The 23031-nt window shown below is 43.9% G+C and carries 24 protein-coding genes; 10 read left to right on the top strand and 14 right to left on the bottom strand.

From position 1 onward, the window contains the following. Positions 1-9: 9 nt before the first annotated feature. The 3 genes from nadD to GO620_RS11810 all read right to left on the bottom strand — a co-directional run bounded on the left by nadD (position 10) and on the right by GO620_RS11810 (position 2181). The gene (nadD, locus tag GO620_RS11820; protein ID WP_157525564.1) at positions 10-582 is read right to left on the bottom strand and encodes a nicotinate (nicotinamide) nucleotide adenylyltransferase; all 573 of its coding nucleotides are present in this window, start codon (positions 580-582) and stop codon (positions 10-12) included. Positions 583-651: 69 nt separating this feature from the next. Further along, positions 652-1218, bottom strand: coding sequence for a guanylate kinase (gene gmk / locus GO620_RS11815; protein WP_157525563.1), 567 nt, complete (start codon positions 1216-1218; stop codon positions 652-654). A gap of 87 nt (positions 1219-1305) precedes the next feature. Continuing rightward, a complete protein-coding gene (locus GO620_RS11810; protein ID WP_244139407.1) occupies positions 1306-2181 on the bottom strand; it encodes a YicC/YloC family endoribonuclease in 876 nt (291 codons plus the stop codon). A 159-nt stretch (positions 2182-2340) separates the two neighbouring features. Here GO620_RS11810 and GO620_RS11805 point away from each other — a divergent pair, with 159 nt between their 5' ends. Next, positions 2341-3075, top strand: coding sequence for a hypothetical protein (locus tag GO620_RS11805; protein WP_157525562.1), 735 nt, complete (start codon positions 2341-2343; stop codon positions 3073-3075). Here the strand turns inward: GO620_RS11805 and rnc are convergent. Genes rnc through GO620_RS11790 form a run of 3 tightly spaced genes read right to left on the bottom strand, consistent with a single transcriptional unit; the run spans position 3064 to position 5312 of the window. Next, positions 3064-3789, bottom strand: coding sequence for a ribonuclease III (gene rnc, locus GO620_RS11800; RefSeq protein ID WP_157525561.1), 726 nt, complete (start codon positions 3787-3789; stop codon positions 3064-3066). The two genes, GO620_RS11805 and rnc, sit on opposite strands and share 12 nt — an antisense overlap. A 12-nt stretch (positions 3790-3801) precedes the next feature. Next, on the bottom strand, positions 3802-5055 hold the full coding sequence (gene fabF, locus GO620_RS11795; RefSeq protein WP_157525560.1) for a beta-ketoacyl-ACP synthase II: 1254 nt from the start codon (positions 5053-5055) through the stop codon (positions 3802-3804). Between the two features lie 20 nt (positions 5056-5075). Continuing rightward, on the bottom strand, positions 5076-5312 hold the full coding sequence (locus tag GO620_RS11790) for an acyl carrier protein (RefSeq protein WP_008508386.1): 237 nt from the start codon (positions 5310-5312) through the stop codon (positions 5076-5078). Positions 5313-5460: 148 nt separating this feature from the next. Here GO620_RS11790 and GO620_RS11785 point away from each other — a divergent pair, with 148 nt between their 5' ends. The 4 genes from GO620_RS11785 to GO620_RS17490 all read left to right on the top strand — a co-directional run bounded on the left by GO620_RS11785 (position 5461) and on the right by GO620_RS17490 (position 8968). Next, entirely contained in the window at positions 5461-5880 is a 420-nt protein-coding gene (locus GO620_RS11785) for an IPExxxVDY family protein (protein ID WP_157525559.1), read from the top strand. A 62-nt stretch (positions 5881-5942) separates the two neighbouring features. Continuing rightward, positions 5943-7379 carry a pyruvate kinase gene (pyk, locus tag GO620_RS11780; protein ID WP_157525558.1) on the top strand — a complete coding sequence of 479 codons (1437 nt, stop codon included), beginning with the start codon at positions 5943-5945 and terminating at the stop codon, positions 7377-7379. 333 nt (positions 7380-7712) lie between these two features. Then, a complete protein-coding gene (locus GO620_RS11775) occupies positions 7713-8768 on the top strand; it encodes a proline iminopeptidase-family hydrolase (RefSeq protein WP_157525557.1) in 1056 nt (351 codons plus the stop codon). 119 nt (positions 8769-8887) lie between these two features. Beyond that, positions 8888-8968 carry a hypothetical protein gene (locus tag GO620_RS17490; RefSeq protein ID WP_394368559.1) on the top strand — a complete coding sequence of 27 codons (81 nt, stop codon included), beginning with the start codon at positions 8888-8890 and terminating at the stop codon, positions 8966-8968. A 664-nt stretch (positions 8969-9632) separates the two neighbouring features. Here the strand turns inward: GO620_RS17490 and GO620_RS11770 are convergent. From GO620_RS11770 to GO620_RS11735, 8 genes are all read right to left on the bottom strand, one after another. After that, positions 9633-10202 carry a 5-formyltetrahydrofolate cyclo-ligase gene (locus GO620_RS11770; protein ID WP_157525556.1) on the bottom strand — a complete coding sequence of 190 codons (570 nt, stop codon included), beginning with the start codon at positions 10200-10202 and terminating at the stop codon, positions 9633-9635. A 102-nt stretch (positions 10203-10304) separates the two neighbouring features. Continuing rightward, positions 10305-10868: an elongation factor P gene (gene efp / locus GO620_RS11765; RefSeq protein ID WP_157525555.1), complete on the bottom strand. Its 564-nt coding sequence runs from the start codon at positions 10866-10868 to the stop codon at positions 10305-10307. A 57-nt stretch (positions 10869-10925) separates the two neighbouring features. Next, a complete protein-coding gene (locus GO620_RS11760; RefSeq protein ID WP_157525554.1) occupies positions 10926-13775 on the bottom strand; it encodes a M16 family metallopeptidase in 2850 nt (949 codons plus the stop codon). A 39-nt stretch (positions 13776-13814) separates the two neighbouring features. After that, positions 13815-14450, bottom strand: coding sequence for an ABC transporter ATP-binding protein (locus GO620_RS11755; RefSeq protein ID WP_157525553.1), 636 nt, complete (start codon positions 14448-14450; stop codon positions 13815-13817). 98 nt (positions 14451-14548) lie between these two features. After that, positions 14549-15331 carry an acyl-ACP--UDP-N-acetylglucosamine O-acyltransferase gene (gene lpxA / locus GO620_RS11750; protein ID WP_157525552.1) on the bottom strand — a complete coding sequence of 261 codons (783 nt, stop codon included), beginning with the start codon at positions 15329-15331 and terminating at the stop codon, positions 14549-14551. Then, positions 15328-16728 carry a bifunctional UDP-3-O-[3-hydroxymyristoyl] N-acetylglucosamine deacetylase/3-hydroxyacyl-ACP dehydratase gene (locus tag GO620_RS11745; RefSeq protein ID WP_157525551.1) on the bottom strand — a complete coding sequence of 467 codons (1401 nt, stop codon included), beginning with the start codon at positions 16726-16728 and terminating at the stop codon, positions 15328-15330. Before GO620_RS11745 ends, lpxA begins: the two co-directional genes overlap by 4 nt. 37 nt (positions 16729-16765) lie before the next feature. Next, the gene (lpxD, locus tag GO620_RS11740; RefSeq protein ID WP_157525550.1) at positions 16766-17809 is read right to left on the bottom strand and encodes a UDP-3-O-(3-hydroxymyristoyl)glucosamine N-acyltransferase; all 1044 of its coding nucleotides are present in this window, start codon (positions 17807-17809) and stop codon (positions 16766-16768) included. Positions 17810-17867: 58 nt separating this feature from the next. Then, entirely contained in the window at positions 17868-19094 is a 1227-nt protein-coding gene (locus tag GO620_RS11735; protein WP_157525549.1) for an HD domain-containing protein, read from the bottom strand. 147 nt (positions 19095-19241) lie between these two features. On the opposite strand from GO620_RS11735, the gene porX reads away from it, so the two are divergent. The 5 genes from porX to GO620_RS11710 are packed head-to-tail and all read left to right on the top strand — an operon-like array spanning position 19242 to position 23031. Continuing rightward, on the top strand, positions 19242-20792 hold the full coding sequence (porX, locus tag GO620_RS11730) for a T9SS response regulator signal transducer PorX (RefSeq protein WP_157525548.1): 1551 nt from the start codon (positions 19242-19244) through the stop codon (positions 20790-20792). Between the two features lie 15 nt (positions 20793-20807). Then, on the top strand, positions 20808-20993 hold the full coding sequence (locus GO620_RS11725; RefSeq protein WP_157525547.1) for a hypothetical protein: 186 nt from the start codon (positions 20808-20810) through the stop codon (positions 20991-20993). Next, a complete protein-coding gene (locus tag GO620_RS11720) occupies positions 20980-21354 on the top strand; it encodes a PIN domain-containing protein (protein ID WP_157525546.1) in 375 nt (124 codons plus the stop codon). Before GO620_RS11725 ends, GO620_RS11720 begins: the two co-directional genes overlap by 14 nt. Beyond that, on the top strand, positions 21335-21766 hold the full coding sequence (tsaE, locus tag GO620_RS11715; RefSeq protein ID WP_157525545.1) for a tRNA (adenosine(37)-N6)-threonylcarbamoyltransferase complex ATPase subunit type 1 TsaE: 432 nt from the start codon (positions 21335-21337) through the stop codon (positions 21764-21766). Before GO620_RS11720 ends, tsaE begins: the two co-directional genes overlap by 20 nt. Positions 21767-21801: 35 nt before the next feature. Next, positions 21802-23031 (top strand): alanine dehydrogenase, encoded by a 1230-nt coding sequence (locus GO620_RS11710; protein WP_157525544.1) that lies wholly within the window; start codon positions 21802-21804, stop codon positions 23029-23031.

Genomic DNA, 23031 nt, shown 5'->3' with positions numbered 1-23031 from the left:
AGATACAACCTATTTATACAAACTTTTGCTTTCTATAAATTTTAAAACGGGGTCGGGAACAAAGAATTGCACATTCTTTTTCTCCGCAATTGATTTGCGTATAAATGTTGCAGACAGTTCCATCTGCGGGGTCATAGTAATTGTCACCGATGGGTGAGCGGCCAGGTCGGCATTTTCATATCCCGGGCGGGGATAAACAAATATCCGGTAGTCGCGCAGTATCAACCGGTAATTTTTCCATTTGTGCAACGTGCCTAAATTGTCAGATCCCATAATAAGCGCGAACTCATGCTGAGGATACTTTTCCTGTAATGCCGTTAGCGTATCAATGGTGTATGAGGGCTGAGGCATTTTAAGCTCGATATCGTTAACCTCAATATTTTGTGCATGGTCGGTTGCAAGGCGGGCCATTTCTAACCGGTCATAGGTATTAATCAAGTCGCCGTACTTTTTTAGTGGATTTTGAGGGGAAACTACCAGCCACACTTTATCCAGTTCGGTATGATTGGCCATGTAATTTGCAATAATTAAATGACCAATATGTATAGGATTAAATGAACCAAAGAGTAGGCCTATTTTCATATCTCATAATTTATAAAGCAATGTATTATAAATCTTATAAGAAAACAACAAAAATGTTAAGAAGTTGATCTATCTGGTTAAGAAGTTGGAAACCAATTCTTCTGCTTGCCGGCAAGCGACTTTAAGGTCGTCATTCTTAAGAATAATATCAAATCGCGGCGCATAGTTTAATTCTTTCTCTGCTTTGTCAAAGCGTTCCTGCAGCTTTTGAGGACTGTCTGTGCCACGGCCTGACAAACGTTGCTTAAGTACTTCAAGAGACGGCGGCTGGACGAAGATAGCAAGCGCCTGGGCACCATATTTTCGTTTCAGGTGCAGGCCGCCTTCTACGTCAATATCAAAGATCACCACTTTGCCGTTTGTCCAGATACGCTCTATCTCTTCGCGCAAAGTGCCGTAAAATGTTCCGGAATAAACTTCTTCAAATTCGACGAATTGCTTTTTGGCAATGCGGTGCAAAAACTCTTCTTTGCTGATGAAGTAGTAATCTTTACCGGCAACCTCATCACCGCGCGGCTCGCGTGTGGTTGCTGAAATCGAAAATTCAAGAGACGGAATTTTAGATAGCAGGTGATGCACTATGGTTGTTTTACCAGCGCCCGATGGGGCAGAAAATATCACCAGCTTGCCGTCCATTATTTTTAGTTATTGAGTTATTAGTTAATAGGTTATTAAGATCATTTGGTTCAGTTGGCAATAACTTAATAACACAGTAACCAATAACTATAATACATTTAACAGTTGTTCTTTTATCTTTTCAAGTTCTTCTTTCATGCCTACTACCAGTTTTTGGATAGCAGCGTCATTTGCTTTAGAACCCAGCGTATTTATTTCACGGCCAATCTCTTGCGAAATAAAGCCTAGTTTTTTACCATTTGCGTCGTCGCTCTTCAGGGTTTCTAAAAAGTAGTCGCAATGGCTTTTCAGGCGTACCTTTTCTTCGGTAACATCTAATTTGTCTATGTAATAGATAAGTTCCTGTTCAAGGCGGTTATTGTCAATATTTTCGGCACCAACAGTTTCGGATAGAAAGTTTTCTAACCGTTCGCGAATTACCGCCAGACGCTTTGGTTCTTCTAAAACCACACTTTCTAAATTCTGGGTGATCAATGCAACACGCCCTTTCAATTCATTTTCAAGCACGCGGCCCTCGTCATCCCTAAACTGCTGAAAGTTTGCCATTGCCTGCTTAAAGGTCTTCTCTGTCAACTTCCATTGTTCGTCAGATAAAGTCTCTTCGTCAAACTTTACAACCTCAGGTAAGCCTAATGCCAACTGTAGCAGGTTTCCGCCTGGCTCGTTAAGTTCGTCTGCAACTTGTTTTAACTGTTTGTAGTAGTGCTGTAATAGAACGGTATCGATGCCTGCAGCTCTGGTTTGTGTATCGGCTTGTTCAATTGTAATGCTCAGGTTAACCTTGCCACGCTCTATTTGCTTGTTACAATCGGTACGTAATTGAAATTCCTTATCAGAAAAAGCTTTGGGCAGGCGCAATGAAAGTTCGAGAAATTTACTGTTGAGGGATTTAATTTCTACAGTATATTTTGTGCTGCCGGAGTCGGTGGTGGCTATGCCATACCCCGTCATAGACTTTATCATGCGCAAAGATAATCTTTTTGAGCCATGTATTTTTGTAACATACCGAATGGGAAAGTGGTTCAATACAACATATGTAAGTTATCACCTTAACACCACAGGAGGCTCATTTAACAATTTTTCACATCTGCCTACAAAGCATATGGTTATCTTTGTTTGGGTATGCTTACTAAAATTTTAAAATACGCGCTGCTGTTTTTAGCGGCTATACCGGTTATTGCATTGGGCCAGCAGCGCCAAACGGTGCGCGGCATTATTTTCAAAAAAGGAATGTTAGAGAAGATAGCCGAAGCGCAGGTAACCAATCTAAACACAGGCGTTATCAGCAAAAGTAATTTTTACGGAGAGTTTATTACCCAGGCAGCTATAGGCGATTCTATAATCATTGAGAAAACGGGCTACACACCATTTAAGCAAACTATCACCAGCTACAGCCCCCTGTACATTACCCTGTCGCCGCCAATCACACTTAACCAGGTAAACATTACCGGCCAAACCAAAAAGCAGGAGCTAAATGATGTTGTGAACACGTACCGTAGTAAGGGTTTGTATTACGACGGTAAGCCGAGCGTTTTAGGAGCGATATTTAGCCCGCTTACGGCTATGCATGAACTTTTTGGCAGCGATGCCAAAAACGAGCGTCGTTTTATGAAATATGCCAAGCGCGAGCAGGAAGATGCTGAAGTGATGAGGCGTTATACACCGCAATTGGTGTCAAAAACAACGGGTTTAGAAGGGGTTGAGCTGCAGCATTTTATGGAGAATTATACGCCGGAGCATGATGACATTGTGAAATGGAACGACTACCAGATCATCGTCTATATCAAAAACTCCTACGAAACGTATAAAAAAGTAGGCTATCAGCCACCGGTGGATATCTTCAAGTCAAATCCCTAAGGCAGTGCAGGCTTTTTCTGCAGCAAGCTTTTCAGCGTACTTTTTACTGAATTCTTTACCCATGCCCATCGTCTCACCGTCTATATTTACATTGATGGTAAAGAGTTTATTGCTTTCGCCTTCGTTATTAGTAATGTGTTCAAATATGACATCTTTGCCATGGCGCTGGCACCACTCAATAAGTTTGCTTTTGAAATTGGTTTCAGTCAGCTCAAGCGTGTGAATGTCTATATGCGGCTTGATAATGCGGGTGATCAGAAAGTTTTTCGTAAAATCGTAACCTTTATCAAGATACACGGCACCAATCAAGGCTTCAAAAGCGTCACCTAACAAAGATCCCTGGCGGGTTGCGCCGATCATCCGGTTATCATACTCTACCAAATTCTCGAACCCGAGTTTGCGGCCCAGTTGATTAAGATTGGCACGATTCACTATCTTAGAACGAAGCTCGGTGAGAAAGCCTTCATCCTTAAAGGGATACATTTTAAAAAGCACTTCGGCGACAACGCTGCCTAAAACAGCATCGCCCAAAAACTCGAGCCGTTCGTTGCTGTTTTTGACGCCTTTTTTTACGTTTTGCGCTGCAGATTTATGGCGGAAAGCAAGCCGGTATAAAGACAAATTACCGGGCACAAAGCCCAGTAAGTTTCTTAATGTTTTAACGTATTTTCTGCCGGGGGAAAGATAGAGCTTATAGAACCGTATTACAGGCATCCAGCTGCGTAATTAATCTTCGTATTTTTTAAAGATAACAGAAGCATTATGACCTCCGAAACCGAAGCCGTTGCTTTGAGCGGCGCGTACAACACGTTGCTGCGCTTTGTTAAAAGTAAAGTTGATCTTTGGATCGAAGGCAGGATCGTCTGTAAAGTGGTTGATAGTAGGCGGTATCATATCATTCTTAACAGCCAGGATAGCAGCAATGGCTTCAACCGCACCCGCAGCACCTAGCAGGTGGCCTGTCATAGATTTGGTTGAGCTGATGTTTACTCGGTAAACATCTTCACCGTATGCTTCGGTAATAGCTTTTACCTCCTGCGGATCGCCGATAGGGGTAGACGTGCCGTGAACGTTTACGTAATCAATATCAGCCGAGGTCATTCCTGCATCTTCGAGGGCAGCTTTCATTACCAGGGCTGCACCTAAACCTTCGGGGTGCGGGGCTGTCATGTGGTATGCATCGGCACTCATACCACCGCCCATCATTTCGGCATATATTTTAGCGCCACGCGCTTTAGCGTGTTCTAATTCTTCGAGGATGATTGTACCTGCACCCTCACCGGCAACAAAGCCATCGCGGTCAAGGTCAAACGGCCTTGATGCTGTTGCAGGATCGTCATTACGGGTAGACAGTGCATGCATGGCATTAAAACCGCCTATACCTGCTTCGTTAATGATCGCTTCAGATCCACCGGTAATAAACATGTTAGCCTTACCTAAACGCAGGTAAGTAAATGCGTCAATAAGCGAGTTATTAGATGACGCACATGCAGAAACGGTGGTGAAGTTTGGTCCGCGGAGACCGTATTTTATAGAGATATGGCCGGGAGCTATATCCGCTATCATTTTAGGGATAAAGAAAGGATTAAAGCGTGGGTTACCGTCGCCTTTGGCAAAGTTCACAACCTCATCCAAAAACGTTTTTAAACCACCTATACCAGAACCCCAGATAACGCCAATGCGGTTAACATCAAGCTTGTCAAAATCAAGGCCGGCATCTTTAACAGCTTCTTCTGTAGAATAGAGTGCGTACTGCACAAAGGGATCTAATTTGCGTGCGTCTTTGCGGCCCAGAAAGGCATCAGCATCAAAGTTCTTTACTTCGCAGGCAAACTTGGTTTTGAAATTGGTGGTATCAAAACTCTTAATTAAGGCAGCCCCACTTACTCCATTGATCAACCCGTTCCAGTACTCCTGAACAGAATTACCAATTGGAGTAAGTGCGCCAAGCCCGGTTACAACAACTCTTTTAAACTCCATTTAAATGTGTTTAACGGAGCTTATTTAACGTTTTTTTCAAGGTAAGCGATAGCCTGGCCAACTGTACCAATTGTTTCAGCCTGATCGTCAGGAATTGCTACGTTAAATTCTTTTTCAAACTCCATGATCAATTCCACGGTGTCTAAAGAGTCAGCACCAAGGTCATTGGTGAAACTAGCTTCAGGTGTTACTTCACTTTCGTCAACACCCAATTTTTCTACGATAATAGCTTTTACTCTTGAAGCGATATCAGACATGGTCTTTGTGATTAATTAATTAATAAATTTTCTGTGCAAAGAAAGATAAATTCTATCAAAATACAAATTCAAAATCTTTACATTAAAATTAACAAATTTTTAGTGCAACGGTTTCAATTCGTAGTTTTACTTTTCATAAAAAGCCCGTTTGAACAAGCGAATTTTAAAGTTTGAGATCGATCTTGATTTTGTCCTGATCGCCATCACATCGTCTCTAAAAGACTATCGTCTGTGCTTTTTTATCAATAAGCAATTAAGCTTCAATTTTGTTCGGCAGCCCGATCTGGAAGTAGATACGCGGCAGGATAATCAGCCGGGCCTGTTCTCCATTTTTCATCATTACTGGGAAACCACCGAGACTGATTTTTATCTCATTACCAATAAAGGATCGGACGGCTTGCTGATACCCGAAATGCGGGAAGTTGATTATTTTTTAATGATAAAGAACTATATAGACGATGATGAACTGGATGAGCTGATAAATAATTTAAACCGCATAAATGATATAGTCGCGGCTGTAAAGATTGACCCGAAAAAAATAAAATCCCGTGAAAATCTTTTATTTTAGCGCGATTTAAAACACCACGACCTTAAATTCTAATAAAATCTAAACGGATAACCGTTATACATATGAAATTATCTTATAACAGAACTAAAATAGTGGCCACCATGGGCCCTGCATCCGGTAAAAAAGATGTATTGCTGGCCATGATCAAGGCAGGTGTTAATGTATGCAGGCTTAACTTTTCGCATGGTAAGCCGGAGGATCATCAGAAGGTGATAGATACCATCCGCGAGATCAACGAACAATATAAACTCAATATTGGTATCCTTGCCGATTTGCAGGGGCCAAAGATCCGCATAGGTTTAGTTAAAGATGGCGGTATCCATTTAGTTAATGGCAAGACCATCAAGATAACTACCAAAGAATGCGTTGGCGATGACGAGCAGATCTACATAACCTACGAAACCTTTCCGCAGGATGTACATGCGGGCGAGACCATTTTGCTTGACGACGGTAAACTGCAATTACGCGTTGTAGAAACCAACCGCAGGGACACTGTTATTTGCGAAGTGCTGCATGGCGGTATTCTTACATCTCGTAAAGGCGTTAATCTGCCAAATACCAAAGTGTCTATCCCTAGTTTAACTGAAGAAGACCTGGTAAACCTGGAGCAGGCCCTGGCTAACGATGTAGAATGGATAGGCCTTTCATTCGTGCGTAACGCGGAAGACATTGTACAGTTAAAACGTGTTATAAGCCAGCGCGGTAAAACAGCACGTGTTATTGCCAAAATAGAAAAGCCTGAAGCTATTGAGAATATCGATGCCATTATTGCCGCTACAGACGGTGTAATGGTTGCCCGTGGCGACCTGGGTGTAGAAATGCCACTGGAAGAAGTACCATTACTACAAAAAATGATAGCCCGTAAATGCCGCGCGGCTTCTAAGCCGGTTATTGTGGCTACACAAATGCTGGAGAGTATGATCACTACCCCGCGCCCAACCCGCGCCGAAGTCAATGACGTAGCCAACTCCGTTTTAGACGGTGCAGACGCGGTGATGCTTAGCGGCGAAACTTCTGTTGGTGATTTCCCGGTTATTGTTATTGAAACGATGGCCAAGATAGTTCACAATGTAGAGGAGCGTGGCTATCCTTATTACAGCAACAAGGAGAGCAATAACGACCCGTCTTCTGCAAGTTACCTTAGCGACGCCCTTTGCGGTTCTGCAGTTTACCTGGCAGAGCATACCGAAGCGGTGGGCATAGTAACCATGACCACATCCGGTTATACTGCTTTCGAGATATCATCGCACAGGCCTAAAGCACCAACTTATATCTTTACGTCGAGCAAAAGCTTATTGAATACACTTAGCCTTATCTGGGGCGTTCGTGCTTATTATTATGACGGTTATGAAAGCACAGATCAGACCATTGCCGATGTAAACAATGTATTGAAACGCGAAAACCTGGTAGAGTCTGGCGATGTGGTGATCAACACCGCTTCTGTGCCAATTGCAGACAAGGGCAAAACCAATATGCTGAAGTTTACCGTAATAGCGTAAACGACAATAACAAGTTTTTTGGAAAGGGATAGCCATTTGGTTATCCCTTTTTTATGCCTGATCTGCTGATCCGTCGGCTGACGGACGTGTGTAACATGTGACAGTTTCTCTACAAATACTGACTTATTCGTATCTGACGCTATTTTGTCAGCGGTGTAAGTTGCTGTTTATCAATCATGCATGATCGTGTCAGTGTTTCAGGTTTGCGGTTTTTCGCCCAAAAAGTGTCACAGACTGTCACAGGGTGTGACAGCGGCGCAATGCGATAGTTGTTTAAAACTGCGTAGGCAGAAAATATTTTATTAGCTTTAAGCAATTCACAATCAAAACTTTATGAGAACAAGTTTAGTAAAGGCAATTCTATTATCAGCATCATTAGGGTTTTACAGTTGCAAGCCAACTGCAAGCAACGCAGGCTGCCAACCGTCCATTGAATATTTTAAAGACACTACGACCGGAGTAAAGACCGGAGGCGTTCAAATGGTAAGGATTAGTACACCCAAAGGAAACTTCAATATCTGGACAAAGCGCATTGGTAACAACCCGAAGATGAAATTGCTGCTGCTTAATGGCGGACCGGGCGCCACGCATGAGTATTTTGAATGCATGGAAAGTTTTTTGCCTGCCGAGGGTATCGAGATACTTTATTATGACCAATTGGGTTGCGGTAATTCTGACAACCCGCGCGATACTTCTATGTGGAGTTTGCCGCGCTACGTTGAAGAGGTGGAGCAGGTGCGCCAGGCCTTGCACTTAGATAAAGATAATTTTTACCTGCTGGGGCATTCGTGGGGTGGTATACTGGCCATGGAGTACGCGCAAAAATACCAGCAGCATTTAAAGGGGCTTATTATTTCTAATATGATGATGGATGTGCCTGCCTATGGCAAGTATGCCGAAGAAGTTTTAGCGCCCCAGTTTGATCCTAAAGTGCTTGCCAGGATAAGGGACATTGAAGCGCGTAAGGATTTTAAAAATCCGGAGTACATGGCTTTATTGATGCCTAACTTTTACGCCAAACATATTTGCCGTATACCGCTGGACAAATGGCCCGAGCCGATAAACCGCTCTATGGGCAAATTAAATGAATCCCTGTATGTAACCATGCAGGGGCCAAGTGAATTTGGCGTGTCCGGCAAATTGACCAACTGGAGCCGTATGGCAGACTTGCCAAAAATCACTGTGCCCACGTTAAGCATCGGCGCGCAGTATGATACCATGGACCCAAAACATATGGAAAAGGTAGCGCAACTGGTGCAGAACGGCACTTACCTGTATTGCCCCAATGGCAGCCACATGAGTATGTATGATGACCAGCAAACTTATATGACCGGGCTTATGAAATTCATTAAAGGTGTTGACGCGGGTGAAAAGAAGGTGAAGATGTAAAGAATGTACCTCGAAATTTTTCTCGGGTTACTTATTTTAATAATATCGGAGCTTTTTATTTCATGCCCGCAGTGCTTACTCGCAAACACAAAAATTTTTGAAGTGTATTCTTTTGCAATTTGTTTTTTGGCGCTACAGGCGTAGGGTGGGTTATTTGTTTGATTTGGGCACTGTCAACTGAAGATTTAAATGGCACCTAACAAGGCAATTGAATAAATCTCAATACAAAATTAACTTAGTTTGATTATTTGCAATACTATAAAAGGGAACTACCTCTTCGGTGTTCCCTTTTTACGTCGCCGGTTGACGACAAATTTCTTCTCTGTTTAGGTATTAGTAAACTTTTGCCTTGCAAACTTTACCCTGCAGGGTACCCATTTTAGCGAAACGGTAATCCCAATAAATTCTTAACAGTGTCATAATAATTTGTTAACGAAAATTTTTCAAATATAGTTTTTTGACGCTACTTAAAATCAAAGGTTTAAAAAAAGCTTTTTTAATTAAATGTCGGGCATCCGGTGTATTGGTGTTTCATTAACGATGCCTTAATTATCAACATTGTAACCTGAAAACGTCCTTCAGATTGTCATTCCGAATGAAGTGAGGAATCTTATGCGCAAATGCACAGCCTAATGATCCCGATTGAGAGTGGTTTCTTCGCCGCCCGACCTCTCTCCCCGCCCTCTCCGAAGAAAAGGGGGCGTTTACTCCTCACAAAGATGTGTTCTATATGAATGCCGACCTCTCTCCCCGCCCTCTCTGAAGAAGAGGGGGCTGTTCATGCTTTTCAAAGCCCTCGCTTCCGGGGAGTGTTCGGGTGGGGCGATTCTAAAGCTTGATCTTGAGGCAAAGTTCCAAATGATCTCAAACGTCCCAAACCCTGTCGGGCATTATGCACCGGTGCATTTGCCTATCATATTCATTTACATCATCTATATGTTCCATCGGCTCAAACAGACTCAAACCTACGAGTTGAACATCTGTACGGCAGCGGGCAATAAAGCGATCGTAAAACCCTTTGCCATAACCAACGCGATAGCCGCGTTTGTCGAAAGCTAACAAGGGCAAGAGTATCATATCGATATTGTCCGGATTGATTATATTACCCGCCACAGGTTCTGTAATCCCGAACTGGTTTTCAGCCAGTTGCAGATCGGTATCATCAACAAAGCTTTCCATACTGCAGCCTGCAAAGTTGCATTGCGGATACACCAGGGTTATGTTGGGATGATTTGCTTTAAGGTAGTTAATGATCAGATAAGTATCCGGTTCCCTGCGGGAAATTATCGGAAGGAAAATATGAATGTATTTAACGCATGAAAAATCAACGGTTTTAAATTGCGCTAAAAGTTGCTGGTTAAGAATGGCATAGTCTTCGGCAGAAAGCGCTTTGCGCTTATTCGAATATATTTTACGAAGTTCTGCCTTGGTCATGCCTTAAATAAAAAGAGGCCCTGTTTGGGCCTCTATATGTTTTTGTCATTGTGAGGAGCGAAGCAATCTTGCTGCGCTTTTTGCAACGACGTGATCAGATCATTAGCTCTTTACACGCTCAACATAAGCACCGGTAGCGGTATCCACCTTAACTTTGTCGCCCAGGTTAATAAACAATGGCACTTTAATTTCGGCACCTGTTTCTACCGTAGCTGCTTTAAGCGCGTTGGTAGAAGTGTCGCCTTTAACAGCAGGTTCTGTGTAAGTGATCTCAAGCTCGGCACTTGCTGGCGCTTTAGCCATGATGGGCTCGCCGCTTTCAAAAGCAACAATAACGTTAACACCCTCCTTCAAGAATTTAACGCTGTTACCAAATAGAAATTTCGGTACGTTAAATTGCTCGTAAGTGGCATTATCCATTATCACCAGGTCATTGCCATCATCATAAAGATATTGGTAGTCGCTGGTTTCCACACGCGCAATGTTTACCTCTTCATCTGTGCGGAAACGATACTCAACCAGTTTGCCTGATTTTACGTTACGCATACGCGCCTGGTAAAACGCACGCAGATTGCCCGGTGTGCGGTGTATAAACTCTTCTACCTGTACCAACTCGCCGTTGAAACGAAGGATGTTACCATTTTTTATTTCTGATGCCTTAGCCATATCATTTATAATCGGAGCGCAAACATAGCCACTTCGTGTTAAAAAATCAAGCGACGGTTATTGAACTATGGCGTCGCCGTCGGCGTTCAGTTCCACTATATCGTAACCCAATTTTTGCAGCCCGGGCAGTATCGCTGCTTTATCGCCAACCAGCAAAATGTTAACCTGGCCGGGCATAACCCATTTGGCAGCAGTTGCTTTCAGCTCGTCTTTCGTCGCGTTAGCTGTCATATAGTTTTGCTTGTCGACATAAGATGCCGGCAAGTCGTAGTCCAGAATGCGGCTGATAAAACGAGCCTTTTGGAAACCTGTTTCATAACGCAAGGCATCGCCCTGGTTTATTGCCTTTTTAAGCGTCGCCACCTCGTTATCGTTCGGGCCAAACTCGCTGTAATCTTTGTACTGGTTCATTAAAGCGTACAGGGCACTGTCTGTAGCATTGGCGCGTATGCCCGACGAGAAGTAATAATCGCCCGAATATTTATCAACTGCTAAACGGGTAGAAGCACCATAGGTCCAGCCCTTAGTCTCACGCAAATATGTGTTTACACGGCTGGTAAAATCGGCGCCCAGCGGATAGTTGGCCATGTATAATTTGTAGTACTCGCCGGTTGGGTCGTAACGAAGCGGAATTCCTGAACCAACCCTGAACTCTGTTTGAGCGGCCTTAGGCACATCTATAAGATAAATGGTGGTCTTGTTTACTGCCAAAGCCTGGGCAGGCATTGCCGGGGCAATGTTTTTTACAGGCAGCTTGTCAAGGAAGTTTAGTTGGGCTAATAATTGCTGCTCCGTTACATCGCCTACCATGACCACCTTAGCGCCATTTGCCGTGATGTTGGTATTATAATAGTTCTGCAGGTCTGCCAGCGAGATGTTTGAAACTGTTTTTTCTGTGCCCGATGTTGGATAACCCAGTACGTTGTTCTTGCCATAGTTTAAACGGGAAAAAGCCGCGTTCGCGATGGTAGCCGGTGCCGATTTCTGCAGCTTAAATGCTTCCAGGGTTTGTTTTTTATCGCGGCTAAAAGCTGCTTCTGTAAACAATGGGTTCAACACGCGCTCTTGCAGCAGCGCCATTGTAGGAGCGAAGTTTTTCTTAAGCGATTGTACCGAGAAGGTGATGCCATCCACTCCGCTGAATAACGTGATAGTGCTGCCCAGCTTCTGCAACTCGACAGTGAACTTTTCGGCAGTGTAGTTTTTGGTATCTTCATTCATCATAGTTGCGAACAGGGATGATATGCCCACTTTAGACAGATCGCTCTGCTCTAACAACCTGCCGCCCGGCAAAGTGAGTGTAAGCGTTACCATCGGTACTTCTGTGTTGGTTACGCCGATCACCTTAGCCCCCGATGGGAGATCTTTACGCCAGAAAGCAGGAGCTTTAGTAACAGGCACTGCTCCTATGGCAGGGGCAACCTTACGGTTAAAATTGTCTTTTGCTTTGACATATTTCAAGCCGGCATAACCGTAATCCGGTTTCTTATAGCCGATAGAATCCGCGGCTGGTATCACATCTGTATGTGCCGCGAATTTTTCCCTGTCCTGGCCCTTGGTCAATACGCTGACATAAACCGCGGAATGCCCTTTGATGTATTTATGAAAGGCATTCATCACGTCTTGTTTGGTTAGCGTGTTGTATTCTTTAAGCAGTTCGGCAGTTTTATTAGGGTTGCCGGTAAACGTTTGGAATTCTGCCAAACGCGACACCTTGCCCGATACACTTTGCAGATTGTTGATGAATTCGAACTCTACACCGCCTTTAAACTTCTTCATATCGTCATCGGTGATGCCGCGCTTCTCTAAAGAATCCAGCGACGCCATGTAAAGGGCCTGCATATCTGCCAGGTTTTTGCCCGGGGTAGGGATGATGCGGATGCTGAATTCGCCAGCCAGTTCTGTGTTCTGGCTAAAGGCAGAGGCCTGTAAAGCCAGTTGCTTTTTAACCGTGGTTTGATATAAGACCGAATTTTTGCCCTGGCCCAACACTTCTGCCAAACACTCCAGTGCCGGAACATCTTTGGTAAAATCCGGAACGGTTGGATAGGTTATACTCAGCATTGGTAAGCGCGCGTAATTGTCGTTATAAGACACATACCGGTTAGTTGGCAGGCTCACCGCCGGTACCTTTACTTTCTGTACAACAGGGCAGCGCGGAATGGTACCGAAATATTTTTGCACCATTTTCAAGGTAGCTGCCGGGTCAATGTCGCCGCCGATTGTTAGCGTGGCGTTATTTGGGCCATACCAACGCAAAAAGAACTTCTTAAGGTCTTCTACATTGCTGCGGTTCAGGTCTTCAATGTAACCTATGGTCAGCCATGAATACGGGTGGCCGTAAGGATATAAAGTTTTCGCGGTGTATTGGCCAACCAGGCCGTAAGCACGGTTGTCATAATTCTGGCCGCGTTCGTTTTTTACAGTCGCGCGCTGGATCTCGAAACGCTGCTGGGTAACTTGTCCTAAAAGGAAACCCATACGGTCGCCCTCGAGCCAAAGCGCGTTTTCCAATAAGTTTTTAGGGATGGTCTCATAGTAATTGGTGCGGTCGCGGTTCGTAGAACCGTTATTGGTACCGCCATTGCCAATGATGATCTTATCAAAAGTGCCTTTAGGTGCATCGTCAGAACCTTCGAACATCATATGCTCAAAGAAGTGCGCGAAGCCCGATTTGCCGATCTCTTCGCGCGCCGAGCCTACGTGGTAGGTTACATCCACGTGTACCAATGGGTCTGAGTGGTCTTCATGTAAAATGACAGTTAAGCCGTTCGGCAAAACATATTTGCTGTAGGGGATAACAATGTCTGTTCCTTTTTTTACAACTTTTTGTACCAGTTTAGGCTGGCCGAATGCCAGGCCGCCGGAAATACAAAGCATTGATAATGCAAGTAATTTTCTTTTCATGTTAATGAGGTATGGGTTAATAAAAACAGGAGCGATCTCTTATTTTTTGTAATCGGTAATATACAAATTATAATTGCAGAAATCATATTCATAAGGCTGGTTAGACCCTATGATGGTTAGCCTGTTAGCCAAGAAACGCTCTACAAGGCTGCGGTACCACTCAACACCTTGACTATCCAGGTTTGAACACGGCTCGTCGAGCATAAGCAATGGCGTATCTGCACAAAAGGCGAGTATCAGCTTAAGGCGCTGCTTCATGCCCGAAGAGAAATATTTGATCTGTTTATGTTCTGCAGATGGCAGGTTAAGCAAGTCTATCAGGATATTTTTATCTATGCCGGGCAGGTAAGGTTTAAATTTGAAATGGAAATCGACCATCTCGCTAAGCGTAAATTCTTCGATGAGTTCGAGGTATGGCGCCGCGATACTTAGGTGCTGAAAAATATTTTCCTGTGGGATGATCAAGTTGTTGAGCGAATAACTCACTTTCCCCGCCGAAGCCCCAAGACTGCCATTGATCACCTGCAGCAAGGTGGACTTGCCCGAGCCATTTGGCCCGAGTATGGCGTAACAGCTCCCCGAATTGAACGTGTATTCTACCCCGCGGAATATCCAGTCGCGGTTAAAGCGCCGGCCGGTGTTGTCAAGGGAAATGGATAGAAGTTCATGGTTCATAGTTCATGGTTCATAGTGATAGCAACTTGTTTGGATGCTACAAAAATCAATAACAGGATGATAAGGCTATGAACCATGATCCATCATCTATGAACTATTTAAGAATTTCCGAATCCTTTCATGATACCGCGCTGCGAGCTGTTGATGAAATTCAGGATCTCGTCGCGTTCTTCAGTAGGCCTGAAATCTGCCTCGATAATTTCCATTGCCTTACTCACGTTGTTGTTCTTTACAAACAGCGTGCGGTAAATATCTTGTATCTCGTTGATCTTCTCTTCGGTGAAACCCCTGCGGCGCAAGCCTACAGAGTTAATGCCCGCGTAAGAAAGTGGCTCACGTGCTGCTTTAATATATGGAGGCACGTCTTTACGCACCAGTGAACCACCGGTAACAAAAGAGTGTGAGCCAACTTTACAAAACTGGTGTATAGCTACCATGCCCGCCAATACTACATTGTCGCCAATGGTAATGTGACCGGCCAGCGTTGTATTGTTAGAGAATATACAATTATTACCTACCACACAATCGTGCGCAACATGGCAATAAGCCATTAGCAGGCAGTTGCTGCCTATCTCTGTACGCCAATGGTCGCTGGTGCCACGGTTTATGGTTACGCATTCGCGGATGGTGGTATTATCACCAATAACTACCTGTGTTTTTTCGCCTTTAAATTTTAGATCCTGCGGAATGCCAGATATTACCGCTCCCGGGAATATACGGCAGTTTTTGCCGATACGCGCACCTTCCATAATCGTGGCGTTAGAACCAATCCAGGTACCCTCGCCAATTTCAACGTCGTTATGGATCGTCACAAACGGATCAATAGTTACGTTGTTGGCAATTTTTGCCTGCGGATGTATGTATGCTAAAGGTTGGATCATGATTCTTTGTATTTAACGATCTGTGCCATCAATTCGGCTTCAACCACAACACGGTCGCCAACCATGCCAATGCCCTTCATTTGTGCAATGCCACGGCGTATCGGCGCCTGCAAATCGCACCGGAAAATGAGGGTGTCACCCGGCAACACTTTATCTTTAAAACGGGCATTTTCAATTTTTAAGAACAGCGTCAGATAATTCTCGGGGTCGGGAACGGTATTTAACACCAGGATACCACCTGTTTGCGCCATCGCTTCTATCTGTAATACACCCGGCATTACGGGCGCGCCAGGGAAGTGGCCAACGAAAAACGGCTCATTCATGGTAACAGACTTTAAACCCACCACATGCGTTTTTGTAAGCTCCAAGATCTTGTCTACCAACAACATTGGCGGCCTGTGTGGCAAAATGTTCATGATTTGCACCGTGTCATACACTGGTTTCATGTTAGGGTCATAAACCTTAACATGTTTGCGGCTGCGCTCTTTTTTGATCAGTGCTTTTATACGCTTAGCAAACGCAACGTTTGCCGCATGACCGGGGCGGGCAGCCATGATATGCCCGCGGATAGGCACACCAACGAGGGCTAAGTCGCCAATCATGTCAAGCAGTTTGTGGCGCGCGGGCTCGTTCTGGTGCCTAAGCTCAATATTGTTTAAAATGCCCTGCGGGGCAACATTAATCTCTTTACGGTTAAATACTTTTGCCAGTTTGGCCAGTTCCTCACTGTCAATCGGTTTGTCAACAACAACGATGGCGTTGTTTATATCGCCACCTTTTATCAGGTCGTGCTGTATCAGCATCTCCAGTTCATGCAAGAAACAAAACGTACGGCACGATGCTATCTCTTTTTCGAACTCTGATATAGTAGAAATACTCGCGTGCTGGCTGCCCAATACCGGCGAATTATAATCTACCATACAGGTAAAGCGATAATCGTCAAGCGGCATGGCCACCATATCTACCTTACGGTCGGGCTCAGAGTAATGGATATTATAAGGTATGTGGTAGTATTCGCGGTCCGCGTCCTGGTCTACAAAGCCGGCACCTTCTATCGCTTGTATAAACGGCATAGAGCTGCCATCCATAATAGGTGTTTCGGGGCCATCAAGGTCTATCAGCACATTGTCAACCTCCATACCTACCAGGGCAGCCAGAACATGCTCAACAGTACTTACGCTCGCGCCATTTTGGGTAATGGTTGTTCCGCGTGATGTATCGGTAACGTTGTCCACATCAGCGTCAATCACCGGTTTGCCCGGCAGGTCAACCCTGCGGAATTTATAGCCATGGTTCTCCGGCGCGGGGTTAAAGGTCATTGTGGCGTGTTCGCCGGTATGTAAACCTGTACCCGACACCGACACCGGTGCCTTAATAGTTCTTTGTTTCACGTTCATGAGTTGTTGTAGGGGAGACTGCATTAAATCTATATAATCATATGCTGACGTTACGCAGCTCTGCAATTAATTTTTCAAGTTCGGCCACTTTTTTTTCGAGGTTAGGTAGCCGCTGAAGTGCGATATGTGATCTAAGCTGATCATTAAAGGCGAAAGCAGGAGTGCCGCCCCATTTTTTGTTTTCTTCTGTAATGCTTCGGCTTACGCCGGATTGTGCCTGGAATTGCGATCCGTTGGCTATCGTAATATGGCCTACCATACCTACCTGGCCACCTATAACAACGCGCTCGCCAACTTTTGTACTGCCGGATATGCCGCTCTGGGCAGCAATAACTGTATTAGCGCCGATCTCTACATTATGGGCTATCTGGATAAGGTTATCCAGTTTAACACCTTTTCTGATAATTGTAGATCCCATGGTGGCGCGGTCTATTGTTGTATTGGCGCCAATTTCTACGTTATCTTCTATTACAACGTTGCCTATCTGGCTTACCTTTTTGTAACTGCCGTCTTCTGTGGGTGCAAAACCAAAGCCATCGCTGCCAATGATGGTGTTCGAATGTATGATCACGTTGTTGCCTATCACACAGTCAAAATAGACCTTTACGCCGGGGAAAAGTGTACAATTATCACCGATGGTTACATTATCTGCCAGATAGCTATTCGGGTATATTTTACTGTTGTTGCCAACTTTAGCGCCGGGGCCTATATAACTAAAAGCGCCAATGTAAACATTGTCACCTATTTGCGCATCAGGGTGGATAAAGCTCGGCTGCTCTATACCGCTTTTATTAAGCTTTAAAGTATTGTATTGCTCAAGCACTACAGAAAATGCAGTGTACGCATTGTCTACCCGCACTAAAGTAGCACTTACTTCGCCGGTTAAAACCAGGTCTTTGTTAACGATAACAACAGACGCGTTTGTGGTATACAGAAACTGCTCGTACTTGGGATTTGCTAAGAAGGAAAGCGACCCATTTTGGGCTTCCTCTATTTTAGCCAGTTGATTTACTGTTGCATCGGGATTGCCCTCAACGGTTCCGCCTAACAATAAGCTAATCTGATGTGCAGTAAATTGCATGGGCAAATTTAATCGTTAATATTAAAGCAACAAATAGTTGACGTTACCATAAATACGGTTATTGTAAGTCTTTGGTATAGCACAAGATAAACTTTTCTACAGGCTTAGCCAATGCCTGTAGATTGAAATTGTCGCTGGCCTCTGCTATGTCTTTAGTTTGCCCGTTGTTCATCTGTATTAAAATGCGGCCGTCTTCTGGTTTGTACGCGTGATTTGTGAGCGACTCTGTAAAAACAAAGTATTTTGCTTCATCTGCGGTAATGCCATATTTCTGCCCGGCGGTTTTCAATAATTCGCTTTCTAATATTTTATTTGGTTTTTTGTTTGTGATGTCGGCCTGATAGAGGTCGCGTTTCATAAAGTGGCTGCAAAGTATGCGCAGCACCTTGTCGCTATGGTTTACCCAAACCTTTATCGATGCCATAATATCATTATCGTCCAAACAGGTAAAAGTTTCCAAATTCGGCGCATCGGCAGTGAAAGACTCTTTTGTAAATGCATTTCTAAGAAAATGACCCAAAGCCGGGGTTGCAAAAAGCTCGACGCCTTGATGGCTTAAATACTTAGCGCGGGTAAGTATCTTACCCAGCATTTGCTCTGCTGCCACTACCGTTTTATGCAGGTAAACTTGCCAGTACATCAGCCGGCGGGCAATGATAAATTTTTCGATAGAGTAAATGCCCTTCTTTTCAACCACTAAATAATCATCCACCACATTGAGCATCTTGATAATACGGTCAAAACTAATGATGCCTTCAGATACCCCGGTAAAGAAACTGTCGCGGTTAAGATAATCCAGCCTGTCCATATCTAACTGGCTGGACACCATTTGATGCAGAAATCCCTTTTTGTACGTGCCATTAAATATAGCAATGGCCATAGATAGCCTCCCGTCAAAAGTTTCATTCAGCTTTTCCATCAGCATAATGGAAATGTCTTCGTGGCTTATGCCGCTCACCAGGTTGCGTTCAAGGGCGTGCGAAAACGGTCCGTGGCCAATGTCGTGCAGTAAAATAGCAATGGTGGCAGCTTCCTGCTCGTCGGGAGTAATGTCGTGGCCTTTGTCGCACAATGTTTGCAGCGCCGTACTCATTAAGTGCATGGCACCCAAAGCATGGTGAAAGCGGGTATGCAGCGCGCCGGGGTAAACCAGGTGTGTCATGCCCAATTGTTTGATATAACGCAGCCGCTGAAAGTATGGGTGAGATATCAGATCAAATACCAGATCTGTTTTTATGCTGATGAACCCATAGACAGGGTCATTGATGATCTTCTTCTTATTCAAAAGTTTTATTTGTTGGCACAAAGGTAATTACTGCATTTACTAAATCAGTACATACATAGTAAGACGTGTGTTAATAAATGTTAATACTTGCAGTAATTTGCAACAATTATTACGCTTAAAAGTTATAACCCAACTAAAACGATACAAATGCAGGATACGACTATTTTATGGGCCGATGACGAGATCGACCTTTTAAAGCCCCATATATTATTATTGAATGAAAAAGGTTATAAGGTAACTACTGTGACCAACGGCCGCGATGCGGTGGAGGCTTTTAAAGGCGGTTACTTTGACCTGGTATTTCTTGACGAAAACATGCCAGGCCTAACCGGTCTGGAAACACTATCAGAAATTAAGTCTATCAATAATGACGTCCCTGTTGTATTGATCACCAAAAACGAAGAAGAACCGATGATGGAAGATGCCATTGGTTCTAAGATAGACGACTACCTTATAAAACCTGTCAACCCTAAGCAGGTGTTGCTGACCATTAAAAAACTGGTAGAGAACAAAAAACTGGTTGCAGGTAAAACCACCATGGCTTATCAGCAAGACTTTCGTACGCTGGGCATGACCCTTAACGATAACCTGAGCTACCAGGAGTGGGTTGATGTTTACAAAAAACTGATCTATTGGGAACTTGAGCTCGAGCAACTGGAAGATGCAGGTATGCACGAGATACTTACCTTGCAAAAAGCTGAGGCTAACGTACAGTTCTCTAAGTTTATAGAAAAGAATTACTTAGACTGGGTTAAAAATCCGGACGACGGACCAACGCTATCTCACCAGATATTAAAGAAAAAGGTATTCCAAAAGATCGAATCGAATCCGGTTTTCTTTATCCTGATCGATAACCTTCGGTATGATCAGTATAGGATCATTCACCCTATCATCAGCGAGTACTTCCGGCTGGAGGAAGAAGATACCTATTACAGCATTCTGCCTACTGCGACTCAATATGCGCGTAATTCTATCTTCTCGGGTTTATGGCCTTTAGAGATGGAAAAGAGATTTCCGGATAAATGGCAAAATGACGAAGATGAGGGAGGCAAGAACCTTTTCGAAGTAGATTTCCTGGCCGACAATATCAAACGTAATATTCGTAAAGACTGCAAATTCAGCTATCACAAGATATTAAACATCGATGAGGGAAGGTCGCTCAACGAGTCGGTCAATAATCTCATGAATAATGAGCTGAATGTGGTGGTGTACAACTTTGTGGATATGCTGTCGCATGCGCGTACTGATATGCAAATGATACGCGAGCTGGCCAGCGATGATGCTGCGTACCGTTCCTTAACACTATCTTGGTTTGAACACTCGCCTTTGTTCGATTTGTTAAAGTTCCTGTCGACCAAACAAGTTAAGGTTGTCATCACAACAGATCACGGTACCATCCGCGTTAAGAACCCAAGTAAAGTTATCGGCGACCGCAACACTAATACAAACCTGCGTTACAAGCAGGGCAAGAACTTAAATTTTAACGCTAAGGAAGTATTGCACATCCGCAATCCGCACGATGCCATGCTGCCTAAATTGCATGTGAGCAGCAGTTTTGTTTTCGCAAAAAGCGACAGCTATTTTGTTTACCCTAATAACTACAACCAGTTTGTGAATTTCTATAATGAATCGTTCCAGCATGGCGGTATTTCATTGGAAGAGATGATCATCCCTATCGCCACGTACAGCTCTAAATAATTTGTATATTTGAGTATGACGGTAGAGATATTACAATCGGATACGCCAGAAGAGGTGGACAACAAACTTAGTCAGATCGATAAACAAATTGATAAGAAAAATGAAGAACGTTTTAAACGTGTGATGAAATATTTTGGTTCAGTCAAGCTTGATATCGATCCGCTGAAATTACAAAGGCAATGGCGAGATGAATGGGAATAGTGCCATAATTGACAGCAATATTCTTATTTATTTTTTAATAGGCAAAGTTGGCGTCCAGAAATTTTTCAGAAAGTATGAATGCGCTTTTTCTTTCATTTCTGAATTAGAGGTTTTATCAGGGGCAAATGGAGAAGATCTTTTAAAGGCGAAAAATGTTATTGCGGAGTACCGAGTAATCGAATATTTGCCAGCAATTAGAGATATTGTTATCGACATTAGGTCTAAAAAGAAAATAAAGCTTGCCGACGCTATAATAGCCGCTACGGCTATTTATCTTAAATATCCACTTATATCTTCGGACAAAGGTTTCTTTGGGATAGATGGGTTAGATTTTGTATACCATGAACCAGGCCTCTCTTAGACTTACGCTAAATTCCCTAACAGACTTGCCCTCCGCCGCGCAAGAGATCGTTGCTTTCGCAGGTAGTGCGCGCATCCTGTTATTCTATGGCGAAATGGGCGCGGGCAAAACAACACTTATTACTCGGTTGTGTAAGGTTTTGGGCGTAAAAGAAGATGTAAGCAGCCCTACGTTCTCTATCGTAAATCAGTATCGTGGCAAAGAGAGCGATATTTATCACTTTGATTTCTATCGCTTAAAAAATCAAAATGAGGCCCTGGATATGGGCTATGAAGAATATTTTTATTCAGACGCGTGGTGTCTGGTGGAGTGGCCAGAGAAGATCAATGGTTTGTTGCCGCAGCATTATGTAAAAGTGAGGATATCTGCTACCGGGCAATCATCGCGCGAAATTATTGTTCAGCATATTTAAAATAAGTATCTTCATCTCCCTAAGGATTAACGAGAATGAGTACAGGTTTGTACAGCGGATTTTCTGATGTGGCCAAGCAGGCAATGATGCAGCCCCAGGAATCTATGCTTGAGGTAAAGACGAAGAAGAATCAGCTGTTTATTGGTATCCCCAAAGAAATATCATTTCAGGAAAATCGTATCGCGTTAACCCCGCTATCAGTCGCCTTGCTGATAAATAACGGCCACCAGCTTATGCTTGAGAGCAACGCCGGCCAGGCTGCTAATTTTTCTGACAAGGATTACGCAGAGCAAGGCGCGCAGATCGTCTACGACGCCAAACAAGTTTATGAGCAAAGCGACATCATCATAAAAATTGCCCCACCAATGCTTAAAGAGGTGGAGCTGATGAAGGCTGGGCAGATCCTGATCTCTACTTTGCAACTGTCCACGCTTAAGGCAGATTGCCTGCAAGCTATGCTCAAAAAGAAGATAACAGCTTTATCGTTTGAGCATTTACAAGATGAAGGCGGCTCATTAACGGTGATCCGCGCCATGAGCGAAATAGTGGGAGCAACATCTATCCTTATCGCTGCTGAATATTTAAGTAATGTTTTTGACGGCAAAGGCCTTATGCTTGGAGGCATTACAGGTGTACCGCCAACTGAGATAGTAATTTTAGGTGCAGGAACGGTAGGTGAATATGCGGCGCGCACAGCGATCTCATTAGGTGCAGAAGTTAAGGTCTTTGACCCATCTATTTATAAACTACGCAGGCTGCAGAATAATATCGGCACACGTGTATTTACATCTGTGGTACAGCCCATAGTTTTAGAAAAGGCTATTACCACCTGCGACGTTGCAATTGGCGCTATGCGCGCCGAAGATGGCCGCAGTCCGTGTATAATTTCAGAAACTACGGTGAGCCGTATGAAGCCAAATTCTGTGGTAATTGATGTAAGTATTGACCAGGGAGGCTGCTTTGAAACATCGGAAGTAACTAATCATACACAGCCGGTGTTTAGAAAGTATGATGTGATCCATTACTGTGTACCCAACATCGCGTCGCGCGTGGCGCGGACCGCTACATACGCCTTGACCAATATTTTTACACCAATCCTTCTTGACATTGGCGAGCACGGAGGTTTAAAAAACGTGATATGGCAGAAGAATGGCGTCCGTAATGCAGTTTACATCTATCAGGGGCAGCTCACCAATAAATCACTTGGCGAGCGCTTCAATATGCAAAGCAAAGATCTTGATCTGATGATCGTGTCAAACCGGTAA

It is taken from the genome of Mucilaginibacter ginkgonis, from assembly GCF_009754905.2.
Taxonomy (GTDB): Bacteria; Bacteroidota; Bacteroidia; order Sphingobacteriales; family Sphingobacteriaceae; genus Mucilaginibacter; species Mucilaginibacter ginkgonis.
This window is presented reverse-complemented; position numbering and strand designations above follow the sequence as displayed.